The organism is Pseudomonas sp. 1L-C-7-B-C1, assembly GCF_057291635.1.
Map to the genome: position 1 here is coordinate 356619 of NZ_JBXAWH010000001.1, position 20004 is coordinate 376622.

General features: G+C 60.2%; 15 protein-coding genes and 1 pseudogene. 8 read left to right on the forward strand and 8 right to left on the reverse strand.

The annotated features are described in order from the left end of the window. The first annotated feature begins 2 nt into the window (after window positions 1-2). Both AC0Z8Z_RS01605 and AC0Z8Z_RS01610 read left to right on the forward strand, forming a co-directional pair. Window positions 3-4412 (forward strand): SpvB/TcaC N-terminal domain-containing protein, encoded by a 4410-nt coding sequence (locus tag AC0Z8Z_RS01605; protein WP_485617560.1) that lies wholly within the window; start codon window positions 3-5, stop codon window positions 4410-4412. Window positions 4413-4572: 160 nt separating this feature from the next. Beyond that, a complete protein-coding gene (locus AC0Z8Z_RS01610; protein WP_485617562.1) occupies window positions 4573-7527 on the forward strand; it encodes an RHS repeat domain-containing protein in 2955 nt (984 codons plus the stop codon). A gap of 22 nt (window positions 7528-7549) precedes the next feature. Here the strand turns inward: AC0Z8Z_RS01610 and AC0Z8Z_RS01615 are convergent, their stop codons facing one another. The 3 genes from AC0Z8Z_RS01615 to AC0Z8Z_RS01625 form a co-directional block, all read right to left on the reverse strand. Beyond that, window positions 7550-8707: a phospholipase D-like domain-containing protein gene (locus AC0Z8Z_RS01615; protein ID WP_485617563.1), complete on the reverse strand. Its 1158-nt coding sequence runs from the start codon at window positions 8705-8707 to the stop codon at window positions 7550-7552. A gap of 149 nt (window positions 8708-8856) precedes the next feature. Continuing rightward, on the reverse strand, window positions 8857-9195 hold the full coding sequence (locus tag AC0Z8Z_RS01620; protein ID WP_485617565.1) for an amidase: 339 nt from the start codon (window positions 9193-9195) through the stop codon (window positions 8857-8859). Then, complete coding sequence (locus AC0Z8Z_RS01625; RefSeq protein WP_485617566.1) at window positions 9192-10286, reverse strand: serine hydrolase domain-containing protein; 1095 nt, start codon at window positions 10284-10286, stop codon at window positions 9192-9194. Before AC0Z8Z_RS01625 ends, AC0Z8Z_RS01620 begins: the two co-directional genes overlap by 4 nt. Window positions 10287-10482: 196 nt before the next feature. Between AC0Z8Z_RS01625 and olsB the strand changes: the two genes are divergently transcribed. Then, complete coding sequence (gene olsB / locus AC0Z8Z_RS01630) at window positions 10483-11238, forward strand: L-ornithine N(alpha)-acyltransferase (protein ID WP_485617568.1); 756 nt, start codon at window positions 10483-10485, stop codon at window positions 11236-11238. Beyond that, window positions 11238-12026 carry a lysophospholipid acyltransferase family protein gene (locus tag AC0Z8Z_RS01635; RefSeq protein WP_172609536.1) on the forward strand — a complete coding sequence of 263 codons (789 nt, stop codon included), beginning with the start codon at window positions 11238-11240 and terminating at the stop codon, window positions 12024-12026. The genes olsB and AC0Z8Z_RS01635 overlap by 1 nt, the downstream gene beginning before the upstream one ends. On the opposite strand, the gene AC0Z8Z_RS01640 is transcribed toward AC0Z8Z_RS01635, so the two are convergent. Continuing rightward, window positions 11987-12583, reverse strand: coding sequence for an acyl carrier protein phosphodiesterase (locus tag AC0Z8Z_RS01640; RefSeq protein WP_485617570.1), 597 nt, complete (start codon window positions 12581-12583; stop codon window positions 11987-11989). The two genes, AC0Z8Z_RS01635 and AC0Z8Z_RS01640, sit on opposite strands and share 40 nt — an antisense overlap. Window positions 12584-12862: 279 nt before the next feature. Between AC0Z8Z_RS01640 and AC0Z8Z_RS01645 the strand changes: the two genes are divergently transcribed. From AC0Z8Z_RS01645 to AC0Z8Z_RS01655, 3 genes are read left to right on the forward strand one after another with little or no spacing between them, the layout of a single operon-like run. Continuing rightward, window positions 12863-13171 carry an ArsR/SmtB family transcription factor gene (locus AC0Z8Z_RS01645; protein ID WP_485617571.1) on the forward strand — a complete coding sequence of 103 codons (309 nt, stop codon included), beginning with the start codon at window positions 12863-12865 and terminating at the stop codon, window positions 13169-13171. Window positions 13172-13208: 37 nt separating this feature from the next. Continuing rightward, on the forward strand, window positions 13209-14375 hold the full coding sequence (locus tag AC0Z8Z_RS01650) for an MFS transporter (protein WP_272630151.1): 1167 nt from the start codon (window positions 13209-13211) through the stop codon (window positions 14373-14375). A gap of 58 nt (window positions 14376-14433) precedes the next feature. Further along, complete coding sequence (locus AC0Z8Z_RS01655) at window positions 14434-15483, forward strand: alkene reductase (RefSeq protein ID WP_485617572.1); 1050 nt, start codon at window positions 14434-14436, stop codon at window positions 15481-15483. Between the two features lie 86 nt (window positions 15484-15569). Here AC0Z8Z_RS01655 and AC0Z8Z_RS01660 read toward each other — a convergent pair whose 3' ends face one another. The 4 genes from AC0Z8Z_RS01660 to AC0Z8Z_RS01675 all read right to left on the reverse strand — a co-directional run bounded on the left by AC0Z8Z_RS01660 (window position 15570) and on the right by AC0Z8Z_RS01675 (window position 19499). Continuing rightward, the gene (locus AC0Z8Z_RS01660) at window positions 15570-16322 is read right to left on the reverse strand and encodes a hypothetical protein (RefSeq protein ID WP_485617573.1); all 753 of its coding nucleotides are present in this window, start codon (window positions 16320-16322) and stop codon (window positions 15570-15572) included. A gap of 268 nt (window positions 16323-16590) precedes the next feature. Then, on the reverse strand, window positions 16591-17445 hold the full coding sequence (locus AC0Z8Z_RS01665; RefSeq protein WP_485617574.1) for an ATPase: 855 nt from the start codon (window positions 17443-17445) through the stop codon (window positions 16591-16593). Window positions 17446-17512: 67 nt separating this feature from the next. Beyond that, window positions 17513-18511 (reverse strand): NAD-dependent epimerase/dehydratase family protein, encoded by a 999-nt coding sequence (locus AC0Z8Z_RS01670; RefSeq protein ID WP_485617575.1) that lies wholly within the window; start codon window positions 18509-18511, stop codon window positions 17513-17515. 88 nt (window positions 18512-18599) lie between these two features. Beyond that, a complete protein-coding gene (locus tag AC0Z8Z_RS01675; protein ID WP_485617577.1) occupies window positions 18600-19499 on the reverse strand; it encodes a LysR family transcriptional regulator ArgP in 900 nt (299 codons plus the stop codon). Between the two features lie 106 nt (window positions 19500-19605). On the opposite strand from AC0Z8Z_RS01675, the pseudogene AC0Z8Z_RS01680 reads away from it, so the two are divergent. Continuing rightward, window positions 19606-20002 (forward strand): annotated as a pseudogene (locus AC0Z8Z_RS01680) (ACT domain-containing protein). Window positions 20003-20004: the final 2 nt, after the last annotated feature.

The following is a 20004-nucleotide window of genomic DNA, read 5'->3' on the forward strand; positions in this document are numbered from 1 at the left end:
TCATGGAGACCCAGGCACAACAACCCGGCATTTCAGCGCCATCCTTGCCCAAGGGCGGCGGCGCGATTCAAAGCATCGGCAAGGGCTGGGGCGCGGTGGGCGTCAGTGGTTCGGCGTCATTCGGTATCTCATTGCCCATTACAGCGGGCCGGGGTCATGCGCCTGCGTTAGCCTTGGGTTACCAGAGCACCGCGGGCAATGGTCTGTTTGGCATGGGCTGGGGACTTAACGTTGGCTGCGTGGCCCGGCGCGCCAGCAAAGGCGTACCGACTTACACCGATGACGATGTAATCCTTGGCCCGAGCGGCGAAGTCTGGCTGCCTGAGCGTTCCGACGATGGCTCGCTGGTGTTCGAGACCGTCAGCAAGTATCTCGAACTGGAGCTGGACGAGACGTATCAGGTCATCCGTTATTTCGCCCGGGTCGAAGGCGCGTTTGATCGCATTGAACACTGGCGCATCGACCCCGTCGATCCTGGTTTCTGGCTGATTCATGGCGCTGATGGCAGCCTGGCTTTTTATGGCAAGAACCCCGGATCGCGCCGTACCGACCCGGCTAATCCCAACCACGTTGCCGAGTGGTTGCTGGAAGAAACGATGAATGCGCTGGGCGAGCACATTCTTTACGAGTACAAGGCCGAAGACGAAGTGGGCCTGGCTGATGATTCGCCGCGGGACTACATTGCCCAGTGCTACCTATGGCGTGTGCGCTATGGCAATAAAGCGCAATCGCCGGATCTGTATCTGTGGAAGCCGGAGCAGCTGGAGAGCCTCAACTGGCATTTCGACCTGCTGTTTGATTACGGCGAGCGCAATACAGACGCGGCAGGGATTCCAGCCTATACCGACGAGCACGCCTGGCCGGTGCGTTCCGATCCGCACTCAAGCTTTGCGTACGGTTTCGAGCTGGGCAACCTGCGTCTGTGCCAGCAGGTATTGATATTTCACCATTTCCCCGACGAGGGGCTGGGCGAGGAACCACGGCTGATCAGCCGCCTGCTGCTGAAATATCAGACGCTGGGCTTGGGCTACAACATGCTGCGGGAAGCTCATTTGCAAGGGGTGGCAGTTGATCCTCTTGATGCGAACAAGGATTACCTGCAGCCGCGCCCTCCGGTCGTATTCGAGTGGGGCGAGTTCGACGTCAGCATCGGCGGCTTCCATCCGCTCGATGACCTACCGGGCTTGAATGACGGTCAGCACTATCAGCTCGTGGACTTGTATGGCGACGGCCTCCCCGGCGTGCTGTATCAACAGGACAAGGCCTGGTACTACCGTGAGCCGTTGCGGGACGAAACATCCGAAGACCCGGACGCCATCCAATACGGCCCCTGGCAATGGCTGCCGGACATCCCTGCAGCCGACGCTACAAAACCTGTCCGCCAATCCCTTGTCGATCTCACCGGCGACGGTCGGCTGGATTGGTTGGTGGCACAGCCGGGCATGGCGGGTTTTTTCACCCTGAACCCTGATCGCAGTTGGTCCAGGTTCGCGACGTTCGGCGCCTTTCCTCTCGAATTTTTTCACCCGCAAGGGCAATTGGCTGACCTGATCGGCGGCGGCCTGAGCGATCTGGCATTGATCGGGCCACGCAGCGTGCGTCTCTACGCCAACAAACGGGCGGGCGGTTTCGGCCCCGGAATCGATGTCCCGCACGATGACGACAGTCTTCCGCTGCTGAGCAACAGCCCTGATGAGCTGGTGGCCTTCTGCGACATTCTGGGCACCGGGCAACAGCATCTGATTCGTATCCGGCACGACGGCGTCTGGTTCTGGCCCAATCTGGGCGCCGGGCGTTTCGGCAGCGGCAAACTGTTCGCCGCCCTGCCCTTCAGCCATGAAGCGTTTGATGCGGGAAGAATCAGACTGGCCGACATGGACGGCTCCGGGGCCGCCGACCTTTTGTATCTGGAGCCCGATCATTTCAGCATTTTCATGAACCGCGGCGGCAATGGGCTGAATGAAGCCCACGTGCAAAATTGGCCGGACGGCGTGCGCTACGACCGGTTCTGTCAGGTCAGCATGACGGATCTTCGGGGCTTGGGCTGCTCTAGCCTGGTACTGACCACACCGCACATGAAGCCGCGCCACTGGTGCTTCGACTATTCGGAACGCACGGCGCCGCTGAAGCCTTATCTCAAACCGTATTTGCTGCAGCGCAGCTGCAATAACATGGGCGCGCTCAGCGAAGTGTTTTACCGCAGTTCCGCGCAGGAATGGCTGGACGAAAAACACGAGCTGCTCGCATGCGCCGAAGCACCGGTACCCGAGCTGCCGTTTCCAGTGCATGTGGTGGTCAGGCAGACCCAGTTCGACGAGATCACGCAAAACCTTTTGACCCAGAAATTCCAGTACCGCCAAGGCTTTTACGAGGGTAGCGAGCGAGAATTCCGCGGTTTCGGCTTGTTGATCCAAACCGACACCGACGCGCCCGCCGCTCCGGACAAAAATGAGGGTTTCACCGCGCCTGTCATGACCAAGACCTGGTTTCATACCGGCCGCTACCCGCAACGTGAACCTGACGACTACAACGCAAGCGATCCCGACGCTCAGATGCTCGGTGCTCACTTGCTGACAGAGTTTGATGGATCCGTCGACAGAATCATCGACAAGATCGATGACGCCACCGGCAGGGAGATGGCCCGCGCGCTGGCTGGCAGCGTGTTGCGCGTTGAGGTATTCGGCATGGACGGCGGCATCGCGCAATCGGTGCCGTATTCGGTGCAAAGCTCGCGCTACCTGGTCAGGCAACTGGCACCGCTCAGCCCGTTCCAGCCGTATGCGCGCATGCTGCCGCTGGCGCTTGAGTCGATCAGTTATCGATACGAACGCCAGGCGGACGATCCGCAGTGCGATCGAACAGTGAGCCTGGCGTGGGACACGTTCGGCACACTGATACACGTCGCCTCGGTCAACTGCGCCCGGCGCAAGACATTCGGCGACGACACTCCCTTCGACGACGAATACCAGCAGACCTGGTGGCAGGACTCCCATGATGATGCGCAACAGACCTTTTATTTTCAGGAGCAGCGTGTTGAGCCCATTCATCTTGAGGCAGCGCAAAGCTGGCGATTGGGCCTGCCTTACCGGCAGCGCAGCAACGCCATGCTCGCCCCCGCCACGGCGTTCTCGGTGGAGGACATCAGTTACGAGGCCTTCATCGATCCTTCAGGCAAATTCAACGGGCTGCCGCGCACGCTGACTGCACTCTCCTTGCAGCGCTACGTAGACTGCACAGGAAAAGAGGCAACGTTCTTAGCGCTTCCCGATGCCGTCGAACTGGCCGAACTGGATGATCACGCACTGAGCGCCTACGACCGCGTGATGGCGCCCGAGAAACTGATCGAGCGCCTGGTCGCGCTCAAATATGAACGGATGCCGAGTTTTCTACCCGATGACGGGCTGAACCTGTGGTCGGTCAGACGCGGCTTCAATACTTACGCCCCAGCGGCGGATTTTTACCATGTCACAAAGTTCAAGCCGACGAGCAGTCATGGCTGGAGCACTGTGGAGTACGACGCCTATTGGATGCTCGTTACGAGCATGACGGACCCGACAGGTTGTCAAACCACAGCCACCTATGAGTATCGGACCTTGCAGCCCGTCCGCCTCGTTGACCCGAACCAAAACACTCAGGAGGCGGCCTACGACGCCTTTGGTCAACTGCGTGCCACCAGCTTTTACGGCACCGAGCTGGGCGTCAATGTGGGGTTTGACCCCATAGGAACACTGCCTTATCCGGTAACACCTGGCGAAGCTATCGCTTCGGCGCCTCTAACCCTGGGCCGGCGCGCCACTTATCACTGCTACGACGCTTTCAGCTGGATGGACCGGTCTTCACAGCATCAACCTGTGCACACCGCCACACTGGTAGCTGACCGATATCCGGATGACCCGGAACGGCAGATTCGCATATCACTGGTGTCCTACGACGGCTTCGGTCGCGTTCTGCAGACCCGCCAACGGGTGGAGGACGGTGACGCCTATAAAGTCGATCCCGACACTGGAAATCTGGAAGTCGCGAAAAGCAAACCCACAGTTGATCCCGTTACCGGAAAGGAGAAAGCGGGGAAAGTTGGGCCGGTTGTTGTACCCGCCTCACCTCGCTGGCGGGTCAGCGAACGGGTGGAATACAACACCAAGGGCCTGCCGATCCGGATTTACAGACCCTACTTCGCCAACACGCACCGCTACGTCAACGACCAGTCCATCCGAGACTACGGTTACTGCGACAAGCAACATTACGACCCGCTCGGCCGCCCGACCGTGACCTACACAGCGGCTGATTTCATGCGACGCCAGACTTATCTGACCTGGTACAGCATCAGCGAGGACGAGAACGATACAGAAGAGGAGATGCTCGCCATCCGTGCAGCCCGAAACGTCAGCAAAATCGGATTTTCAGATCTGTAGTAGCAGGCCTGAGTCGAATGCTCAGGCCTGATTGACCGCCAGCCGGCCCGGCGGCCGCAGACATGGATGATGCGCCACGAACCAGGCTCAAGGGGGTACAGCGACTCGATGCTGACTCAAATAGCGCCTGCAACTCACCCGTAGAAAGGAAGTCGCCTCCATGAACCTGCACAGTAAAACCCCACAATTACAGGTCGTCGACCCGCGTGCCTTGTTGGTGCGGCATATCGCCTATTGCCGAGCAGTCGAAGGGGAGGTCGTCGAGCCACGCATCACGCGACATGTCTGGGATGAAGCGGGTCGGCACGTTGCCGATCAGGATCCGCGCTTCGCGGGTACGGGATCGCCGTTCAATACCACGACCATTCACTCGATGTCCGGCGTAGCACTTCTGCAGCAGAGCGTCGACACGGGCTGGAAGCTGACACTGAGCGGAGCTGCCGGCCAGTTACTGGACAGTTGGGACGCCAGAGGCAGCAGTGGTCACGTCGATTACGACCCGATGTTTCGTCCCGCGTCATTCACTGAAAAACCGGCGGATGGCGAGCCTGCGATTGTCGAACGCTTCACCTATGGCGACAGTTCGATGGAATCGGCGCACCACAATCAATGCGGTCAACTGATACGTCATGACGATCCGGCAGGCACAGTGTTGGGGTGTGAGTTCGGGTTGGCGGGCGGCTTACTGCTGACAAATCGGCGACTGCTGCTCAGCCTGCAATCACCGGACTGGCCAGAAAGCGTCATTGAACGCGATCTGCTGCTCGAAGCAGGCGAAGGGTATTTCAGCTCGGCCGTTGTCGATGCGCTGGCGGAGGTCGTCCAACAGACCGACCCGGCGGGCAATCGGCGCACATCATCCTATGGCGTCAGCGGCCAGCTTCAGGAATCCCGGATAGAACTGGCGGGCACATCGGCGCCTCAGCGCTTGGTCAGCGCAATCGCTTACAGCGCCAGCGGCCAGGTCTTGGCGCAAACATTCGGTAACGGGGTTATCCGCGAAATCACCTACGAGCCGGCAAGTGGACGTACAGCTCGAATGACCGCTAAAAAAGCCAATGGCACACTGCTGTCGGACTTGAACTACCAATACGATCCAGCGGGCAACGTCGTTGGCGCTGAGGACGCCAGCCAGCCGAACCGTTTTGCTCGCAACCAGAAGATTGAGCCCGTCAGTCACTACCGTTACAACACTCTTTATCAGTTGATAGAAGCCAGTGGGCGTGAGGTCTCGACCGGCGCCAGTCACGGCCCCGCATTGCCCGACGCGATCATCCCGCTTCCGGACCCTAATAACCTGGCCAATTACTCCCAGACTTACCGCTACGACGCAGGGGGCAATCTGCTGGAAATGCATCATGCGGGTGGGCAAGCCTTCACGCGCAAAATGGACGTGGCACCCGACAGCAACCGCAGCCTGCCCCACGATGAAACCGACGCGGACTTTGCATCCGGATTCGACACAAATGGCAATCTGCAGGAACTGGTTCGCGGCCAGACCCTGGAATGGGACGTGCGCAACCAGCTACGGTTGGTCACGACCGTGCGCCGGGAGGACGGAGCAAACGATGACGAACACTATATTTATGACAGCGGGGGCCAGCGCTTGCGCAAGATCACCAAGGCGCAAGCGAGTGGCCGAACGCTGGTGTCCGAGGTCCGCTACCTCGATGGGCTGGAAATCCGCAACCAGCCGGGTGGAGAGATTCTGGAAGTGGCAACTGTTCAGGCAGGAGGCAGCAGCGTACGAATTTTGCACTGGAAGGCCAACAAGCCCGATGGGATCGACGACAATCAGGTGCGTTATGAGTTGAGTGATCATCTGGGCTCCAGCACGCTGGAGCTGGACGACCAGGGTGGCGTCATTACCCGGGAAGGTTATTACCCGTTCGGCGGCACCGCCTGGTGGACCGCGCGTAGCGCCATTGAAGCCAAATACCGAACCGTTCGCTACAGCGGCAAAGAGCGCGATGCCACAGGGCTCTATTACTACGGCATGCGTTATTACGCACCGTGGTTACAGCGTTGGATAAACCCAGATCCGCAAGGCAGTGCCGATGGGCTGAATCTTTACTGCTTCGTCAGCAACTCGCCCGTGAGTAAGTTCGATACCAATGGGCTGGTGGGTATGGACGCAAATCAGGCCGCAGTCGTGATCCAGCGTCAATACAGGAGACTTAAATCGCCCATTCTTGAATCGCCCATTAACGTTAAAACACTGACTAAAGGAGTTATCGGCGTATCGATTAAAGGCGACAACGCTGTATTCGCAAAAGTCGGCATTGAGCTTGATCGCGAAGCGGCAGCGCCACGCGAATTCACCTACCTGTCTCTGAGTAGCAGTCTTAGGGGAAAAGTATCAGGAGGCGATGCGGCAATACCGCTGAGTAGAGCCGCAGGTGATGCAATCAAAACCGCCAGCGGTTCGATGCCGGCGGCTTACATAAACGGTGGATATTTCAATATGGGAGCCAGGCAACCCATGTCAGGACCTTTACCATTGCCATCCCCCCAACTTCCAAACCTGGAATACGCCTCAGTTGGAGGGAACGTCATCGACAGCCTCCAAAAGCCTTTTATCGACCCGCCTGAAGACTACAGGTCAGCTTATTCAAAACTGCAGCTGGGAGACGGTTCATTCATTCATGTGGCCCCCAAACTGACAACGAGAGGCGTCATGGAGTTTTCACGCAGAGACAGCCTTCAAACAAAACACATCTATGGCGAAGAAACGGCCCACGTGGGCGCCTTAGGTCATGCCAGCGACCCCAATGCGCGCTCAGCGATCAGCCTCGCAGAAAACAACACAGCCAGAACTCGTCTGGCTATCGCGCTTAACCCGGGCCGAGGCACCTTTCCTAGAAAAACCGATGAGCCTGGTTTCACGATGCTTGAATGGGCAACCGTCATGGCTGAACTGGACAGACTGAACCCTAAAAATGAAGAAGGCCTGCCCGCCGCCTCATCCTGGAATCTCGACGGTGGCGATTCGTCAACGCTTGGGGTGCTGGACCCTGACGGCAAACACCTGTTGCAGGTCCACACGCTGAAATACGGCAGAAGCGGCGTCAAATCAGCCAGACCGATAGGAAACTTCCTGACATTCCATCGGTAAAAGAAAGCGCGCCTGGATCTTTCTAGCCCCGCCGATCCAGCGCGTTGACGACCAGTCGATCCACCCAGCCCCAAACGCGCTGTTGCACGCGGCGCCACAGCGGCCGGGCTTTCCAGTCGTCGAGGCTGACCAGGTTGCTGACCGTGAAGTCTTGTTCAAAGCTGCTGGCGACAGCCAAGGTAAGCGCGGGGTCGATCGCTTCGAGGTTGGCTTCCAGGTTGAAGCGCAGGTTCCAGTGATCGAAGTTGCAGGAGCCCACACTGACCCAGTCGTCGATCAGGACCATTTTCAGGTGCAGGAAGCACGGCTGATATTCGAAGATTTTCACCCCAGCCCTGAGCAAGCGCGGGTAGTAACGATGGCCGGCGTAGCGAACCGACGGATGATCAGTGCGCGGCCCGGTCAGCAACAAGCGCACGTCGACGCCCCGAGAGGCCGCACGACGCAACGCGCGGCGGACTTTCCAGGTCGGCAGAAAATACGGCGTCGCCAGCCAGATGCGCGTCTTGCTGGTGTTCAGCGCGCGCACCAGAGATTGCACGATATCCCGATGCTGACGGGAATCGGCGTAGGCCACGCGCCCCAGTCCATGCCCACCGACGGGCGCCTTGGGCAAGCGCGGCAGACCGAAGTTTTCCGCGGGCCGCCATGCTCGCCGCCGAGGGTTGGCGTGGAACTGGCGGTCAAACAGCGCTTGCCAGTCGATTACCAGCGGGCCGCGAATCTCGACCATCACCTCATGCCACTCGCTGCTGTTCAGGTCCGGGCGCCAGAACTCGTCGGTAACCCCCGTTCCGCCCACTACCGCCAGTTCTTTGTCGACCAGCAGTAACTTGCGATGGTCGCGGTAGAGGTTTCGAAAGCCGCGTCGCCAATGCACCCGGTTATAGAAACGCAGGATCACGCCCGAATCGGTCAGGCGCTTGCGCAAGCCGATGGTGAAAGCCGCCGAGCCGAAGCCATCGAACAGACACCGCACGATGACCCCGCGGCTCGCCGCACTCACCAGCGCCTGCACGATCGCTTCGGCACAGGCGCCGGCTTCGACCAGATACAGCTCGAGCTCAATCTGCTGCTGCGCGCCTTCGATCGCGGCGATCATGCGCGGAAAAAACGCAGGGCCGTCGATCAGTAAGTTGAACTGGTTTTCTTCACGCCACGGGAAAATCGCGCCCCTCATGGGCGGCTCGCCATGGCGGTCAGCAGGCAGGTTTGAGCAGCGCTTGCCGGGCGGGCCAGCGAGGATGGAATGCGAATGGACATGCAGACTCCAGAGGGTGCGATACGCAACCCTATCCGGCTGTCTGACCGCAGGCAAACTTCTACGTTCTACGGCACCGGCGATGACAACCGGCAGCCCTGGCGTGAACCTTCCCAGCGGGCTTCGCTTTCGCGGCCCAGCCCTGTCGCGGTGATGCGCTTGTTCAGGGCGTCTTCGTCAAGCGTACTCGGCAGCCATTGCTTCACGTAGCTGCGGCAATAGTCTGCGGGGTTATTCATGACGAAGCGGCACGAGCAGTATTCCTTGGCGGTGTAGGCGCTGATGATGTCGGGGAACACCTGCAGTTGAATGCGCCAGTTCCAGATCAGGCCGGCAAGTATTAACAGAAGCAATATGCCGAGACTGCTGAACGGGCGGCGTCGGATGAATGCTTTACGAGCGCTCATTGATCACCCTCCCCGGCTACAGCCTTCAGCGCCAGCATGAGCAACTGGTTGTGGTCATAGCTGCCGTCGCGATCGTCGGCGTAACGAACGATCACCAGCTTCGCGCTGGGGATTACGTACAACGCCTGCCCCCAATGGCCGAGGGCGGCAAAGGTGTCGGGAGGTGCGTTGCGCCACGGACCGGGCTTGCCATCGGCGGTCTTGTTCAGCCACCAGTGACCGCCGGGGGCTTCATCGGTTGGGGTCGGCGTCAGGGATTTGAACGGCGTCAGGTTGAAATCAACCCAGGCCCTGGGCAGCAACTGGCGGTCCTGCCAGCGCCCACCGCGTTCCATAGAAAGGCCGATGCGCGCCAGATCGCGGGCCGTCATGTACGCGTAGGACGACCCGACAAAAGTGCCGGCAGCGTCGCGCTCCCACGTGGCGCTGGTGATGCCAAGCGGTTCGAACAGCGCGGTCCAGGGGTAATCGCTGTAGGCGCGTTCACCGACCATGCCTTTCAGCGCGGCCGCGAGGACCGTGCTGTCGCCGCTGGAATAGCGGTATGAAGTGCCCGGCGCGCTGGCGACGGCGTGCTCGGCGGTGTACCGCGCCATGTCGCCGCGCCCTCGGGTGTAGAGCATTGCGACGACCGACGAGTTGAGCGGCGCGTATTCGTAATCCTCCTGCCAGTCCAGCCCTGAAGCCCAGTGCAGAAGGTCCTGAAGTTTGACGTCGGGATGCGCGCTGAATGGCGGGTAGAACCTCGCGACGGGGTCTTCAAGCTCGAAACGGCGTTCACCAAACGCGACGCCCAGCACGCTCGCCAGAATGCTTTTGCTGATTGACCAGGTCAGGTGCGGGGTGTCGGCCCGGGTTACGCCGCCATAGCGTTCATACACCACTTCGCCATCGTGAATGATCAGCAGCGCGTCCGTGCGCACGCCTTGGCGGGTGGTTTCGTCACGGGCCGGGAACGCGTAGGACTCAAGGGCGGATACAGCGTCTTTTCGAATGAGCAGGCGCTGGGACCACTCCGGCGCGGGCCAGGTTTCGGCGGCGACTGAACAGCTGGCGAGTAATAGCGCGAGGGTGAAAAGCAAGCGGGTCATGGAGGGGGCTCGGGCTTGGATGAGATCGATCCTAGCAGTCAACTATGACAGCGCCGGGAACCCAAATCCCCTGTCATGCAACCATCACCAAAGCTTAATGGTTGTGACATGGCCCCTCCCTAGCCTGAATTCGGACAGCAATGCTCGAACAATCAGTCGACCCGCCTGGCCGAAGGCGGGATTACGGAGACGCCGCATGACTCAGATCGCCAGCATTCGAGACACCCGAACCGAACGTCGCCTGCAGGCTGAACGCCTGGTCGGTGAGAAGGCCCTGCAGGAAGCACAGGCGTTGCGCTTCAGTGTGTTCAGCGGCGAGTTCAAGGCCAGGCTCAAGGGCGCCGAGCTGGGCCTGGATATCGATGATTACGACGTTCACTGCATGCACATCGGTGTGCGCGACCTGAGCAGCGGTCGTCTGGTCGCCACCACCCGTTTGCTGGATCACAAAGCCGCCAACACCCTGGGCAACTTCTACAGCGAAGAAGAATTCAGCCTGCACGGCCTGCGCCACCTGCAGGGCCCGATTCTGGAACTGGGTCGGACCTGCGTCGACCCGGCCTATCGCAACGGTGGCACCATCGCCGTGTTGTGGAGCGAACTGGCCGAGATCCTCAACGAAGGCGGCTACAGCTACCTGATGGGTTGCGCGAGCATTCCGATGCAGGACGGCGGCATTCAGGCTCACGCGATCATGCAACGCCTGCGCGAGCGTTATCTGTGCAACGAGCACCTGCGCGCCGAACCGAAGAATCCGCTGCCGACGCTGGACCTGCCCAACAACGTGATCTGCGAGATGCCGCCGCTGCTCAAGGCCTACATGCGCCTGGGCGCGAAGATCTGCGGCGAACCGTGCTGGGACGAAGACTTCCAGGTCGCCGATGTCTTCATCCTGCTCAAGCGCGACGACTTGTGCCCACGCTACGCTCGCCACTTCAAGGCAGCGGTGTGATGAGCACGTGGCGCAGTCATGCGCGCGTGGTGCGGGTACTTTGGGTCATTGCGCTGGGCCTGAGCATTGCCGGCACCTTTGCCCTGATGGAACGCCTGCGCATCGGCAACTCCATGGCCCGTCGCCAGCGCTGGACCGCCTGGTTCATGGCGCGCCTGAGTGCCGCGCTGCCGTTTCGCGTAAAAGTGAGCGGCAAGCTGCCGAACGAGCCAATGTTGTGGGTGAGCAATCATGTGTCGTGGACCGACATCCCGCTGTTGGGAATGCTGGCGCCGCTGTCCTTTCTGTCCAAAGCCGAAGTGCGCACCTGGCCGGTGGCGGGCTGGCTGGCGTTGAAAGCAGGGACACTGTTCATCCGCAGGGGCTCGGGCGACAGCAAGCTGATTCAGAAGCAGATGGGGCAGCATTTGCTCGGCAGGCATTCGCTGGTGATCTTCCCCGAGGGCACCACCACCGACGGCCGCAGCTTGCGTACGTTCCATGGCCGCCTGCTGTCCAGCGCGATTGAAACCGGCGTGCGGGTGCAGCCTGTTGCCATTCAATATGTGCGTGACGGCCAGCCGGATCAGATCGCGCCCTTCATTGGCGACGACGACTTGCTCTCGCACCTGCGTCGATTGTTTGCCAATGAGGTGAGTGAGGTGCACATCCAGCTGCTCTCGCCCATCGCTTCCCAGGGAAAAGAACGCGCAGCGCTGGCGTTCGAAGCCCAGCAGGCGGTGCAGGTCGCATTGTTCGGCGAGGCGGTTCAACCGGCGATCTTACGTTCCGCCGCCAAAGCCGCTTGAGCAAACGCCTGAAGCTCAGGGTAAAACGCGCTGAAGTCGTCACTCAGCGGTCGATACAGCGCGTGCAACTCCTGATAAACCCCGGCCAGCCCTTCAGGCCGTGACAAACGTCGCGAGATGCCGGCCAGCGCATCGCCCACCACCGCAAACTCACGGTACGAACCCAGCCAGTCTTGCGTTGCCATGCGCGGCGCAATCAGCGCCAGTCGTTCTGGCAATGCGGGCTCTTCCGCCAGCACGCGGTAGACCCTTCCGGTGAAGGTATCCAGCGGCTCGTCGGAATACACGTGCCAGTCCCGCGCCAGGCAATGGTCGAAAAACACATCCAGTGCGATGCCGGCATAGCGCCGACGGCCATCGGGAAAACGTCCAAGTGCCTGCTTGATCAGCGGGTGAGAATCGGTGAATGCATCAATACGCCGATGCAGCCGGATCGCGCTTTCAATGTCTGCCGGGAAACGGCCGGGCAGCAGCCCTTTGACGAAGTCGCCGTACAGGCTGCCCAGCAATTGCGCCGGCGCCTGCCCGCCGAGGTGCAGGTGTGCGAGGTAATTCATGCTTGTTGCCTATTGCTGCGAGCCTTTTTTCTGCGCCTGAGTCCGCCGACTGTGCGGGGACTCATTCGCAATGACGCTCGTACAGTCGCCACATTTCCTGCGCCTGTAAAGCAGGAATGCCGGTGGGAGGCTACACCCAGAGATCAGGCCAGGCTCATATCGTTATAACCCGATATAACGATTCAGCCAGTCCTAAGCACCTATTCATATTTGTATATCGCGATTTATAGATATAAGGTTCGCCCCATCGCGATACAGCGCACCTGCACTGAGAACGACATGCCTACCGACATCGACATTGACGACATCATCAAAGCCCTCGCCCACCCGGTTCGCCGGCAGATTCTGGACTGGCTCAAAGACCCGCTTGCGACCTTCCCCGATCAGCGTCACACCATTGATGGCGGCGTCTGTGCCGGCCAGATCGATCAGCGCGCGGGGTTGTCGCAGTCGACCGTTTCGGCTCATCTGGCAACGCTTCAGCGCGCCGGGTTAATCACTAGCCAAAAACACGGCCAGTGGCATTTTTTCAAGCGCAACGAAGACGTCATTCAGGCGTTCTTGCAGCAATTGACGCAGCGGCTCTGAGCCCCTCGCCCCACACCCGCCTTTCAGGAGACGCGACGTGCCCCTTTCATTACTCATTCTGGCCTTGAGCGCCTTTGCCATCGGGACGACCGAGTTCGTCATCATGGGCCTGCTCCCCGACGTCGCACGCGACCTGGGCGTCAGCATCCCCGGCGCCGGCTGGCTGGTCACCGGTTACGCCCTGGGGGTCGCGATCGGCGCGCCGTTCATGGCGATGGCCACCGCGAAGCTGCCACGCAAAGCTGCGCTGGTCACGCTGATGGGGATTTTTATCATCGGCAACCTGCTCTGCGCGCTGGCGGCGGATTACAACATCCTGATGTTCGCCCGCGTGGTCACCGCGCTGTGCCACGGCGCATTCTTCGGCATCGGTTCGGTGGTGGCGGCGGGACTGGTTCCGGCCAATCGCCGGGCATCGGCCGTCGCGCTGATGTTCACCGGCCTCACCCTGGCGAACGTCCTCGGCGTGCCACTGGGCACCGCGCTGGGACAACAGGCCGGCTGGCGCTCGACTTTCTTCGCGGTCACGGTGATCGGCGTCATCGCGTTCATTGGCTTGATTCGCTTCCTGCCGAGCAAACGCGATGAGGAAAAACTCGACATGCGCGCCGAATTGGCTGCGCTCAAAGGCGTGGGCATCTGGCTGTCGTTGAGCATGACCGCGCTGTTCGCCGCCTCCGTGTTTGCGCTGTTCACCTACGTCGCGCCATTGCTGGGCGAAGTCACGGGTGTTTCGCCGCTGGGGGTGACCTGGACGCTGATGCTCATTGGCCTCGGCCTGACGCTGGGCAACATCATTGGCGGCAAGCTAGCTGACCGTCGACTCGCCGCCACGCTCATCGGCGTGTTCATTGCCATGGCGGTGATCTCCACAGTGCTGAGCTGGACCAGCACGGCGTTGATCCCGGCTGAAATCACCCTGTTCCTCTGGGCCACCGCCGCGTTTGCCGCCGTGCCTGCCCTGCAGATCAACGTGGTGACCTTCGGCAAGGCCGCGCCCAATCTGGTGTCGACCCTGAACATCGGCGCCTTCAACGTCGGCAACGCGCTGGGCGCCTGGGTCGGCGGCAGCGTCATCGCCCATGGCTTCGGCCTGACCACCGTGCCGCTGGCCGCCGGCGTACTGGCGGTGCTGGCCCTGCTGGTGACGCTGATCAATTTCCGTCAGCGCAGCGATGTCGAAATGGCCCCTGTGACGAACTGATTCCCCGAATTTGAAACCTGCGGATCCACCTTTTACCGATTGCACTAAGGATTTCACGATGACCACGATTTTTGACCCGATCAAGATGGGTGACCTGGAACTGGCCAACCGTATCGTCATGGCGCCGCTGACCCGATGCCGCGCCGACGAAGGCCGCGTGCCCAACGCGATGATGGCCGAGTATTACGTTCAACGCGCCTCGGCCGGTCTGATCATCAGCGAAGCCACTTCGGTCATGCCAATGGGCGTTGGCTACCCTGACACCCCGGGCATCTGGTCCAACGACCAAGTACGCGGCTGGGCCAACGTCACCAAAGCCGTGCACGCGGCGGGGGGCAAGATCGCGCTGCAACTGTGGCACGTGGGTCGCGTTTCCCACCCGACTTACCTGAACGGCGAAACCCCGGTCGCGCCAAGCGCCATCCAGCCAAAAGGCCACGTGAGCCTGGTGCGTCCGCTGTCTGATTACGTCACCCCGCGCGCACTGGAACTGGCGGAAATCGAAGAGATCGTCGACGCCTACCGCGTCGGTGCCGAGAACGCCAAGGCCGCCGGCTTTGATGGCGTGGAGATCCACGGCGCCAACGGTTACCTGCTCGACCAGTTCCTGCAAACCAGCACCAACACCCGCACCGATGCCTACGGCGGCTCGCTGGAAAATCGCGCACGTCTGCTGTTGGAAGTGACCGACGCCGCCGTTGAAGTCTGGGGCGCTGGCCGTGTCGGCGTACACCTGGCACCCCGCGCTGATGCCCACGACATGGGCGACGCCAACCTGGCCGAGACCTTCACCTACGTCGCCAGCGAACTCGGCAAACGCGGCATCGCCTTCATCTGCGCCCGCGAACGCGAACTCGACGACAGCCTCGGCCCGCGCCTGAAAGAAGCCTTCGGCGGCGTGTTCATCGCCAACGAGAAGTTCACCAAAGAAAGCGCCAACGAGTGGCTGGCGAGCGGCAAGGCAGATGCAGTGGCGTTTGGCGTGCCGTTCATTGCCAACCCTGACCTGCCGGCGCGTCTGGCCAAGGATGCTCCGCTGAACGAGCCGCATCCAGAAACTTTCTATGCGAAAGGCGCTGAGGGTTATCTGGATTACCCAACGCTGTAAGCGCACCGCTCATAAAGTAATACAACGATAATAAAAAAGCCCCAACTCGAAAGAGCCGGGGCTTTTTTAGCAACTAACGTTTTAACTTATAGCTCCGGATAATCAGTAGCCAACACATTGCCTTCCGAATCCGTCACAGTACCATCCGGGAACCGCCAGGTACCGTCCGGATAACCAACGGTGCCATCAGGGTACATATAACTGCCGTCGGTATATTGGTAGGTGCCGTCCGGAAACTTGATCGTCCCGTCTGCGTACATAATGGTCCCGTCCAGATATTGGACGTTGCCATCGGCATCCGTGACGTACTCGCCTCCGGCGTCGGCTACGCGGCCGTCCGGCAACTGTCTGTTTCCGCTTGGCAGCAGATAGGTACCCAACGGATACAACAACGAAATGACACCGGTAATCGTATCAACCACCGACAGCACTTCAGCCAGACGAGGCGGGATCAGCGGCTTGGGCGGCAGCACCAACGACGCGGGAGGCTTTACCGGTCCCGCAGTGACAGGCTTGGGCGGACGGGGTTTAACCGCCGGCTGTGGTGGTTTCACTGGCTTTACAACAGGCGGTCGGATGACCGGCGGTTTAATTGAGGGCGGAGTTGTCACAGGTGGTTTGATAACCGGTGGCTTTGTAACGGGTGGCTTGACAACCGGAGGCTTTGTAACAGGCGGCTTTGTAACGGGAGGCTTGATGACCGGCGGCTTCGTCACCGGAGGCTTGATGCCGGGTTTGATGCTGGGCGGCTTTGCAGCACTTCGGGCAAGGCCCGCACCGCTGACGATGCTTTTACCGATCGAGCGGCCTTGGCCGTGTTTAGTCTTGAATCCATTCATTTGAGTCATCCTTGATTGCTGTAACGAAACACCCCGTTGGAGTTGTATCGTTCTTCAAAAGAGCTTCGTCATTGAAGCGCTTCACTGTCTTGCGAGTTACTGAACAGAACCATAATTCAAATAAAAATAAACGCCATTCAAAATCCTAAAAAATATCAAAATCGGAAATAGCCTACAGGTTGGAGTTAAACATTCACTCCTCGACTTCACTTTGTTGTCAGTCCCCCCGACAACATCACAACAGGCGCCGTCGTCGGGAGGGGGTGCTTCAAGGTCGAGCGTTGATCTGTTGCGACAACGTCTGAATCTGACTCTGCAACGTATTGATCGTCCGCGTCATCTGCGCACGAAACGCATCGAACTCCTGCAGACTCGCCCCTGACGAAGCAGCCGCCGCCGGACGATTTTCCAACTCGCTCTTCACCACCACCATATCCTGCTCAAGCTGCTCGATCGCCTGACTGCCGTTCGCTTTCTTCAGATTCGCCACATCTGCAGTCAAACCCTTCAGTTGCGTCTCCAGCCGCTCCTGCTCCGTCTGAATCGACTTGCCATCCGGCACCGCCGCTTTCAACGCTGCCAGCTCCGTCGTCACGGCCTTGAGCTGGTCCTGCAACTGCTGGTTGGTTGCCTGCTGCTGCGCGCTCTGCGTACTGATCTGCTCCAGCCGCTTGTCCAGCCCGCCCTGCAAACCCGCCACACCCTGCTGCTGCTTGCTCTGATCCGCCAACTGATCCTGCAACTGCTTGATCTGCGCCTTCAACGCCTCGCTGCTGCTCGCCATCGACTCGGTGGCGACCACCTTCCCGGAAATATCCTGCAAGCGCCCCGCCGCCTCCTCACTGATCCTCGCAAAGCTTTCCTGCGTTGCAACCAGCTGCTGCTCCATCAACGACACCTGCTGAAAACTCCACCAGCCCAGGCCGCAAAAAGCGATAAACAGCACGCAGATCAGCGCCCACAACGCGCCGGTGCCGGGCGCCTTCACCTTCACCACTGGCGTGTCGCGCGAGTACACCGTCGTGCGCTCGCGGGCACCCGGCGGCGGCAGAAAATCATCGTCATCGTCTTTGGCGCTGAGGCTCGGGACGTCATCGACGTCGTCATAGGGATCTTTGCGCATGGGTTTACCTTTGAAAAAACCGCTGAATCTGAATGGCTCGCAGTATAACCACGGATGTTGACGCCTTTTATAACGCGCCGCTGTGCTGGGCTTTCCACCAACCGCAGAACTCGTCGAGGGCAGTCCACACGCTGACGTCAGGCTGGTAATCCAGATAATGCCTGGCGCGATTGATATCAAGCGTGAAATCCCTGCTCATCACCTGCATCCCGATGCGCGACAGCGTCGGTTCAGGTTGTCCCGGCCAGATCAGGCACGCCGCCTCGTTCATGGCCGCCGCGGTGTACGCCAGGCCGTAAGACCGATAGCGTCTCACCGGTGGCAACTCCATCTGGCGCATGACGTAATTGACCACGTCCCAAAGCGGGACGGGCGCGCCGTTGCTGATGTTGTAAGCCTTGCCCAGCGCTGAGCCGGCGGCCAGCAGGCTGCTGAGCAGCGCCTCATTGAGGTTCTGAATGCTGGTGAAATCAACCTTGTTCAAGCCGTTGCCGATGATCGACAAGCGCTTCTTCTGCTGCATCTGCAGCAGTCGCGGGAAAATGCTCGTGTCACCCGCACCCGTCACAAAACGCGGGCGCAGGGCGATGACTTCCAGACCGAACTCTTCGGCACCAAACACCTTCTGTTCGGCCAGGTATTTGGTCGCGGCATAGTGATTGCCGAAGCGCTTGGGCACTTGCTCCTCACGGATATCGAGGTGCGATCGGCCATCGAAATAGATCGAGGGCGAGGACAGATGCACCAACCGCCGGACTCTCTGTTTCAGGCAGGCTTCAACGACGTTTTCGGTGACTTGAACGTTGCCCTGATGGAAGTCCTGACGTCGCCCCCATGTACCCACCGCCCCCGCGCAATGGACCACGGCTTCGACGTCGTCACACAGCGCATGAACAAGCTCCGGATCGGAAAGATCGCCCTGGATGAACTCGGCCCCGCGCCGCACCAGATGCTCAACACCCTCAGCGCGACGGCCGTTGACCCGGACGCTCAGACCTTGCTCCAGCGCGAAACGCGCGAAGCGTCCGCCGATGAAGCCGCCTGCGCCGGTGACCAGAATTTTCATTGCCTGCTCCGTTTCATCTTCTTCTGCCTGTGATCGCCGCGGCTATGCCGCGACCGATCCTACAATCTGCTGCGTCGACTAGTGACGTTCACTCAGTCCCCAACGGCACCAGCCACTGCCCCGCTTTTTTCGCCAGATGGTCCGTCAGTTCCGTCAACAATCGACCACCGTTGCGCCAATGATGCCAGTACAAGGGCACATCAATGCACTGATCGGGCAGCAACTCGACCAACAAACCGCTCGCCAATTGCCCACGGACCTGCAATTCCGGCACCAGCCCCCACCCCATTCCGGCTTCGACCATGCGCGTGAAACCTTCGGACGAAGGACACAAATGATGCTCGAAACCGCCTTCGACACCCAGCGAAGCGAGGTAGCGGTGCTGCAGGAAATCATCCGGGCCGAACACCAGCGCGGGCGATCGAGCGACCGCTTGAGGCGTGACACCCTGTGGGAAATGCCTATCAATAAAGTCAGGGCTGGCCAACGCCCGATAACGCATGGCGCCGAGTAATAAACTCCGTGCGCCCGCTACCGGCCGTTCACTCCCGCATAAACATGCGGCCACTTCACCGGCGCGCATGCGCTTGAGGCCGACATCCTGATCCTCGACGACGAGGTCGGTGAGGAGTCGATGCTCGGCACAAAAGTCTCCGACCGCGAGGGCCCACCAGGTCGCCAGGCTGTCGGCGTTCAGCGCGATGCGCAAACGTTCAGGCATGCCGCCTTCGTCCAGGGCCGGCACCACGCTCTGCAGGTCGCGTTCCAGTAAGCGCACCTGTTGAACATGGTTGAGCAACAGCCGGCCGATCTCCGTTGGGCTCGGCGGGGTTGCACGAACCAGCACCGGCTGGCCGACCCGCGCCTCCAGAAGCTTGATGCGCTGGGACACGGCTGACTGGGAAAGGCCGAGTACCTGAGCGGCGCGTTCGAAACCGGCCTGCTCGATCACGGCCGCCAACGCGGAAAGTAATTTGTAGTCGAACATCAGTTTCCCTAATGGGGAATGAGCGTTATTGGTTTTTCTTATACTCGCGTTCAACCGACAATCGCCACCACTGACTGATGCGTCACTTAGTAATGGCGAAATATCAATGACTGGCGAAACCTCCCTCAGCGCGCTATTGCGCAGCATGAACCCTGAACTGAACGACGGTGAATACGTGTTCTGCACCGTGGCGGACAGCCGTCGCGTGGAGGGCGTCGAAGTCATCGGCAGCTTCCGCGAGCGCGAAGGCCTGACCGTCATCCTCGAACGCCGCCAGGCACAGCAACTGGGCCTGGACTGCGATTACGTCATGGCCTGGATCACCCTGACCGTTCACTCCTCACTCGCGGCGGTCGGGCTGACCGCGGCCTTCGCCAGCGCATTGGGCCAGGCGGGCATCAGTTGCAACGTGGTCGCCGGCTTTTACCACGACCATCTTTTCGTGGAAGGACGACGCGCTGAAGGCCATGGACACCTTGCGCGCACTGGCCACGAGCGCCTGACC

Coding starts and splice junctions, on each gene's coding strand:
- AC0Z8Z_RS01605 (WP_485617560.1), top strand. CDS start 3: ATGGAGACCCAGGCACAACAACCCGGCATTTCAGCGCCATCCTTGCCC.
- AC0Z8Z_RS01610 (WP_485617562.1), top strand. CDS start 4,573: ATGAACCTGCACAGTAAAACCCCACAATTACAGGTCGTCGACCCGCGT.
- AC0Z8Z_RS01615 (WP_485617563.1), bottom strand. CDS start 8,707: ATGAGGGGCGCGATTTTCCCGTGGCGTGAAGAAAACCAGTTCAACTTA.
- AC0Z8Z_RS01620 (WP_485617565.1), bottom strand. CDS start 9,195: ATGAGCGCTCGTAAAGCATTCATCCGACGCCGCCCGTTCAGCAGTCTC.
- AC0Z8Z_RS01625 (WP_485617566.1), bottom strand. CDS start 10,286: ATGACCCGCTTGCTTTTCACCCTCGCGCTATTACTCGCCAGCTGTTCA.
- olsB (WP_485617568.1), top strand. CDS start 10,483: ATGACTCAGATCGCCAGCATTCGAGACACCCGAACCGAACGTCGCCTG.
- AC0Z8Z_RS01635 (WP_172609536.1), top strand. CDS start 11,238: ATGAGCACGTGGCGCAGTCATGCGCGCGTGGTGCGGGTACTTTGGGTC.
- AC0Z8Z_RS01640 (WP_485617570.1), bottom strand. CDS start 12,583: ATGAATTACCTCGCACACCTGCACCTCGGCGGGCAGGCGCCGGCGCAA.
- AC0Z8Z_RS01645 (WP_485617571.1), top strand. CDS start 12,863: ATGCCTACCGACATCGACATTGACGACATCATCAAAGCCCTCGCCCAC.
- AC0Z8Z_RS01655 (WP_485617572.1), top strand. CDS start 14,434: ATGACCACGATTTTTGACCCGATCAAGATGGGTGACCTGGAACTGGCC.
- AC0Z8Z_RS01660 (WP_485617573.1), bottom strand. CDS start 16,322: ATGAATGGATTCAAGACTAAACACGGCCAAGGCCGCTCGATCGGTAAA.
- AC0Z8Z_RS01665 (WP_485617574.1), bottom strand. CDS start 17,445: ATGCGCAAAGATCCCTATGACGACGTCGATGACGTCCCGAGCCTCAGC.
- AC0Z8Z_RS01670 (WP_485617575.1), bottom strand. CDS start 18,511: ATGAAAATTCTGGTCACCGGCGCAGGCGGCTTCATCGGCGGACGCTTC.
- AC0Z8Z_RS01675 (WP_485617577.1), bottom strand. CDS start 19,499: ATGTTCGACTACAAATTACTTTCCGCGTTGGCGGCCGTGATCGAGCAG.